The organism is Janthinobacterium sp. UMAB-60, assembly GCF_900095235.1.
Lineage (GTDB): Bacteria > Pseudomonadota > Gammaproteobacteria > Burkholderiales > Burkholderiaceae_D > Janthinobacterium.
Genome location: NZ_LT607505.1, coordinates 45056 through 51620 on the forward strand (window position 1 = coordinate 45056; position 6565 = coordinate 51620).

Sequence of the window (6565 nt, forward strand, 5' to 3'; positions counted from 1 at the left end):
GCTGACGGCCATCCACGACAGCTACCGCGAAGGAGAATTGTGCCTGCGCCTGACGCGCGACGGCCAGCCCCTGTACCTGGCCAGCTTTTTGTTCCTGCCGCGCGCCGATGGCGTCTCCTTGCAGCTGGGCGCGCTGCAAGGCTTGCGCTCGGAGGCGGGCAAGCTGGCTGTCAAGGAAGCCACGCGGGCGCTGCACGGTTGCCGTCCGAAAAACCTGATGGTGGCGACCCTGCGCGATTTCGGCGATTTTTTTGCCTGCACCAACCTGTTCCTGGTCTGCAATGACAACCGCATCGCCCTGAATGCGCGCAGGCGCCGCCATATCGCCGCCGACTACGACCTGGCGTGGCAGGAATTGCACGCCCTGCGCATGCGCGACGGTAATTATCACTTGCCCTGCGCGCCCTACCGGGTACCGGACATGGCCGAGGTGCCGTCCAAGAAACGCGCCGATGCGCGTCGGCGAGGCGAATTGCTGCTCAGCATGACCGCCGACATGCGCGCGCAGCTGGCGACCATGATCACCGCGCCATCTTGCCAAAACGACCATCTTTCCAGTGGAACTGTTATGCTGTATTCCCATCAATCAGTTACCTGACGGAATCGACGATGCTCCCACGCTTGCGCACCCTGCTGTTGCCTCTCCTGTCCCTGTCCGGCGCCGCCGCCCTGGCCGCCCCCGCCCTCGATGCCGCCGTGCGGGAACGGGCGGAAACATTGGTGCGTGACGGCAAGCATGCCAGCCTGGTCATCGCCGTGATCGACGGCAAGGACAGCGCCGTGTACGGCTTCGGCCGCGCGCGGCCCGGCGACAAGGGCGTGCCCGATGCCGACACCGTGTATGAAATCGGCTCCGTGACGAAAACCATGACGGGCCTGCTGCTGGCCGACGCCATCGTGGCAGGCAAGGCGCAGCTGGAACAGCCGGTGGCCGAACTGCTGCCCGCCTACGCCATCCCCGCGCTGGCGGGCCAGAAAATTACTGTAGGCCAGCTGGCCACGCACTTTTCCGGCTTGCCCCGCCTGCCCGCCAACCTGGCGCCAGCGGACATGCGCAATCCCTACGCCGACTATGCCGAAGGCCAGTTGCGCACTTTTTTGGCCGGCAATGCGTTGGCGCGCGCGCCCGGCGCCGCGTATGAATACTCGAATCTGGCGTATGGCTTGCTGGGCACGGCCTTGTCCACGCAAGCCAATATGTCTTACGAAGAACTGCTGCAAGCGCGCATTTTCCGTCCGCTGGGCATGGCCAGCAGCTCGGCAGTGACGACGCCCGCCCTGCGCGCGCGTCTGGCGCCGGGCCACCTGGCCGATGGCAAGCCAGCCGCGAACTGGGATTTCCAGGCCATCGCGGGGGCCGGCGCCGTGCGTTCCAGCGCGCGCGACATGATTGCCTACATGCAATCGTACATGCGGGCGACCAGTCCCGCGCAGCAACTGGCCGTGCAGCCGCGTCGGGTGCTGGCCGGCGAAGGCGATGGCGACGGCGTGAAAAAGATCGGCCTGGCGTGGATGCTCGACCAGGTCAAGGGCCAGCCTTTTGCCTGGCATAACGGGCAGACGGGCGGCTATGCCAGCTTTGCCGGCTACACCCTGGACGGGAAACGGGGCGTGGTGGTGCTGAGCAGCACGGCGCGCGACGTCGATGGGCTGGGCGTGAGCTTGCTGCTGCCCGGCAGCCTGCCGCCGCCAAATGCCCCGGCGCCGAAAGAAATCGCCATCGCCCCGGCCGAACTGGCCCAATATGCGGGCCAGTATGCGCTGGCGCCCACGTTTATCCTCAGCGTGCGCCAGGGTCCCGACGGCTTGCTGGTGGGCGCCACGGGCCAGCCCGAAGCGCCCGTGTACGCCAGCGCGAAAGACACCTTCTTTTACAAGGCGGTCGAAGCGCAACTGGTATTCCAGCGCGACGCCCAGGGCGCCATCACGGGCGTCGTCCTGCAGCAGAACGGCCAGGCGATGCCGGGCAAGCGCAAGCCTTAGCATACTGGCAAGCGTGCCATAAAACTCAGGCGGCCTTCATGTTGGCACCGTATCCTTCCCAGGGCATGCCAGCCACCTCATCCAGGCGCCGGCATGTATTCGGCCCACCCTGGACAAGGTTCCCATGACACCCACTTTCGCCCTCCTCCCCCTTTGCCTGCTCGGCAGCGCCGCCCTGGCCGCTCCTGCCCTCGACGACGCCGTGCGCCAGCGCGCCGAGGAACTCACGCGCACGGGCATGCACCCGAGCATCGTCATTGCCGTCATCGACGGCAAGCACAGCGCCGTGTACGGCTTTGGCAGCGTCCATGCAGGCAAGCACATCAAACCGGGCGCCGATACCGTCTACCAGATCGGTTCCGTCACCAAGACCATGACGGCCTTGCTGCTGGCCGACGCCGTCGTCAAGGGCAAGGTCAGACTCGACGAACCGGTGGCGGCATTATTGCCCGGCTATACGGTACCAGCCTTCGACGGCAAGACGATCAGCCTGCTCGACCTGGCCACGCATTATTCTGCGTTGCCGCGCCTGCCGGACAACTTCGCGCCCAAGAACCCGGCGAACCCGTATGCCGACTACACGGAAGCGAAGCAGCGGCAGTTTCTCGCAGCCTACCATTTGCCGCACGCGCCGGGCACGGCATTTGACTATTCGAACATCGGCTATGCCGTGTTGGGCACGGCCCTGGCGGCGCAGGCCGGCAGCAGTTATGAGGCGCTGCTGCAAGCGCGCATCGCCGTGCCGCTGGGCATGCGCTCGACCTCGAACACGCCCACGCACGGCATGCTGGCGCGCCTGGCGCCTGGCCATCTGCTGTCGGGCGAGCCCACACCCGCCTGGGATTTGAACGTGGTGGCGCCGGCCGGCGGCGTGTATTCGAGCGCGCGCGACATGGTCGCCTACCTGCAAGCGTACATGTTCAAGCCGCTGCGTCCGTATGCGCTGGCGCTCCAGCCGCAGCGTCCGCTGGCGCCGGACAGCAAAACCAAAATCGGCCTGGCCTGGCTGCTGGAGCAGCAGCAGGGACAAAGCTACGCCTGGCACAGCGGCCAGACGGGCGGCTATACCAGCTATGCGGCATTTACCACGGATGGCAAGCGGGGCGTGGTGGTGCTGACGAATACGGCGCGCACCGTCGATGCGCTGGGCTTGTCCGCCTTGCTGCCCGGCACGCCCTTGCCACCGCTGAAAAAGCCGCAAGCCGCGATCGAACTGCCGCGCGCAACACTGGCCGAGTACGTGGGCGAATATCCGCTGGGCGCGGAGTTTACGTTGACGGTGACCTTGGGCAAGCATGGCCTGGAAGCGGCCGGCACCGGTGTCGGTTCGGCGCCCCTGTTTGCCAGCGCGAAAGACCAGTTTTTCTTCCGCGCCATCGAGGCGGAACTGGCGTTTACGCGCGATGCGGCAGGCAAGATCATCAGCGCCGTGCTGACGCAAGGTGGGCAGGACGTGGTCTTGCCGCGCAAGCCGTAGCGCTCAGGCGGCCGGGTCTTGCATGAATTGCTCGACCCGCTCGACAAACGCCGCCTTGCTGTGCGTGCGGAATTCTCCCAGGAAAGCGTCGCTGCCCGGGACGATCTTGCCGTGGCGGTCGTATTCCACCTTGGCCATTTCCAGCACGAACTCACCCTGCGGATCATCTTCGGGCTCGAAATGCGAATTGAAGCAGTAACCGCTGTCGCGGCAATGGCCCCACAGCAGCAGCGCGCTGCTGAACCATTGCATGGTGTCTGGCCCCGGCTCCACCTCGAACAGGGTGTTGACGGTGAGGTGCCAGCCGCCGGGCACGCGCAACGGCTGCAGGGGATAAGGGAAGTTTGTCTGTTTCATGTCGATGATGGCGTGCGGCGGGTTTCGTAGAAGGCGAGAAATTCGCTGGCCGGCAGCGCTTTGGCGAACAGCCAGCCCTGGCCGAATTCGACCTTGCGTTCGCGCAAATAGTCGGCCTGGGCCTGGCTTTCGATACCTTCGGCCACGATCAGCATGTTCAGGGTGCGCGCCATGGCGATGATGTGCGGCGTGACGCTGCTGGTGGCGGCGTCCGTGCCGATGGTGTCGACGAAGGATTTGTCGATTTTGAGGGCGTCGAGCGGCAGGTTTTGCAGGCTCGACAGGCTGGAATAACCGGTGCCGAAGTCGTCGATGGCCACCGCGTGGCCGCGCGCCCTGGCCTTGTCGATGGTGGCGCGGGCCGCTTCCACGTTGATGAAGCCCCGTTCCGTCGCTTCCAGCCAGATCTGCTGCGCCTCGATGCCCGTGCCGGCCAATGCCCGCTCCAGCACGTCGAGCACCCGGCCCGTTTCGATATCGCTCGCGCACAGGTTGATGGCGATGTGCAACTCGCGGTCGGCCAGCAGCGCGACGCGCATGTCGGCGATCACGCAAGCGATCACCTGGTCCGTGATGGGCAAGATGAGGTCGCTTTCCTCGGCCACGGGGATGAACAGGTCGGGCCGTATCATGCTGCCGTCGGGACGGCGCCAGCGGATCAGCGCCTCGGCGCCCACGCACACGCCCGTGTCGAGCGCGATGATGGGTTGATAATGGACAAAGAATTCGCGCCGCTCGACCGCCGTTTCCAGTTCGCCGCGCAGCGACAGCCGGCGACGCGACAGCCATACGACGATGCCGACGATGAAGGCGGCCATTAGCAGGCCCAGCGGCAAAAGCAGCAGCTGCTCGCGCCGCAGCCTGTCGTTCAGCTTGCTGCGCGGTTCGATCATGACGGCCGTCAAGCCATCGCGGTACAGCGTCGCATGGATGCTGCCGTCCGCCGCTGGCTGGCCGGCGAGCAGGGCCTGCACCTGGGCCGGGTCGGGATGGTGCAAGGTGTCGAGCACGCCGCCCCGGCCGATGGCCACGGCCATCTGGATATCGCTGTCGACGATGACGTCGGAAAAGCGCACGGGATCGATCAGCACTTTATACGCGCCGTAGGACAGGCCCACCATGCGCTTGCCGCCGCTGACGACGGGGCGCAGGTTGAAATCGATGCCCATGCCGTTGGCCAGGGTGAAATCGGCGGGCGTGACGGCGATGCGCTTGTCCTCCATGCCCGTGGAGCTGCATTTGAGCAAGCCGTTTTCCACATAGCCGATATCGTCGATGCTGCGCGTGGTGATGGTGATGCGACGCAATTGCTGGATATGCGCTTCCGAGCACGGCGCCAGGCCCAGCGCATCGGCGCTGCGCAGGGCGGCGCTGGCCGAGGCGATGGAACGGTGGGCGCGCTCGAGCGCGTAGCCGGCGAGCAGGCGCAGGCGTTCCTGCTCGCCCTGCTCGGCGCGCACGGACGACAGGTAAAAGGCCAGGCTCAGGGGAGCGGCCACGCCGATGACGGCGACCAGCACGCTGGTCACGATAATGCGTTTTCTGCGCATGCTACTCCCTGCGATAGTTATATGATTGCCATGTATTGCTCGATGGCATCATATTACAAGCGGAGGCTGTGTACTTGAATATTGCTGAACAGTTACACTTTTTCCAGCGGCCTGGCCAGCACGAACACCAGCGCCGCCACCACGGCCGCCAGCCCGCCGGCCAGGTAGAGCACGCTGGCAAAACCGTCGATGAAGGCGTGCCGGGCCGCTTCCTGCGCCACGGCTTGCAGCGCGGGCGGCAACTGGCCGAAGGCGTCGGCCGCGTTGCCGGCGACGATGCGCCCGATCATCTCGGGCGAGGCCTTCAAGCCGTGCAACCACGCCAGTTTCTCGAACGAGGCGGCCGTGCGCATGGCCAGCACGGCGCCCAGCGCGCCCACGGCCAGCACGATGCCGACAAAGCGCGTGGTGGTGCTGATGCCGGAACCCATGCCCGTGCGTTCGCGGGGAATGCAGGCGAGGATGGCCTTCTGCGTCGTGCCGTTGAGCAATCCGGCGCCCGCGCCCGTGACGACCATGCCGGCCGCCACCCAGCCGTACTGCAGGCTGGCGGCGGCCAGCGCCGTGGCGACGTTGCCCGCGGCGACGATCAGCAAGCCCGTCACCAATATGCCGCGGTCATCGAGCACCCGCATGGCGCGCGGCGCCAGCCTTGACAACACCACCATGGCGACGGCGAACGGCAGCATGGCGCAGCCGGCCAGCACGGCGGAAAAGCCGAAACCGTTCTGCAGGTACAGCGGCAAAAAGGTCATCATCACTTGCGCGGCGATGGCGTAGCCGAACATGCCCAGCACGGCGCCGACGAACACGCGCCGGCCAAACAGGGACAAATCGACCATCGGTGCGCGCTGGCGCCGTTCCACCAGCACGAAGACTACCAGCAGCGCCGCGCCGGCCGCAAAGCGCAGCATGGTGGCATGGCTGGACCAGCCGGCCACGCTGGCGTCGATCAAGCCCCAGATGATGCAAAACAGGCCGGCGGAGAACAGCAGCGCGCCCGCCGGGTCGAAGCTGGCGTTGGAGGCATCCTTCGACTCGTCCACGTGCTTGCCTACCAGCCACATCAGGATGGCGACGACGGGCAGGTTCAGGTAGAAAATCCAGCGCCAGTTGATGGCGCTCGTGACCAGGCCACCGAGCAGCGGCGCCACCGTCATGGCCGCGCCCATGGCCGCGCCCCACACGGACCAGGCCC

At 66.1% G+C, this 6565-nt stretch carries 6 protein-coding genes; 3 read left to right on the forward strand and 3 right to left on the reverse strand.

Going from position 1 to position 6565, the window contains the following annotated elements:
- From K0F86_RS25860 to K0F86_RS25870, 3 genes are all read left to right on the forward strand, one after another.
- A partial coding sequence (locus K0F86_RS25860; RefSeq protein ID WP_219136989.1) for a DUF535 family protein occupies nt 1-598 on the forward strand: 598 nt, incomplete at its 5' end.
- An 11-nt stretch (nt 599-609) separates the two neighbouring features.
- Nucleotides 610-1983, forward strand: coding sequence for a serine hydrolase (locus tag K0F86_RS25865; protein WP_219136990.1), 1374 nt, complete (start codon nt 610-612; stop codon nt 1981-1983).
- Between the two features lie 124 nt (nt 1984-2107).
- Nucleotides 2108-3460: a serine hydrolase gene (locus K0F86_RS25870; RefSeq protein WP_219136991.1), complete on the forward strand. Its 1353-nt coding sequence runs from the start codon at nt 2108-2110 to the stop codon at nt 3458-3460.
- A 3-nt stretch (nt 3461-3463) separates the two neighbouring features.
- Here K0F86_RS25870 and K0F86_RS25875 read toward each other — a convergent pair whose 3' ends face one another.
- The 3 genes from K0F86_RS25875 to K0F86_RS25885 form a co-directional block, all read right to left on the reverse strand.
- Complete coding sequence (locus tag K0F86_RS25875) at nt 3464-3817, reverse strand: hypothetical protein (protein WP_219136992.1); 354 nt, start codon at nt 3815-3817, stop codon at nt 3464-3466.
- Nucleotides 3814-5367, reverse strand: coding sequence for an EAL domain-containing protein (locus tag K0F86_RS25880; RefSeq protein ID WP_219136993.1), 1554 nt, complete (start codon nt 5365-5367; stop codon nt 3814-3816). Before K0F86_RS25880 ends, K0F86_RS25875 begins: the two co-directional genes overlap by 4 nt.
- A 92-nt stretch (nt 5368-5459) precedes the next feature.
- On the reverse strand, nt 5460-6565 hold a 1106-nt coding region (locus tag K0F86_RS25885; protein ID WP_219136994.1), incomplete at its 5' end, for an MFS transporter.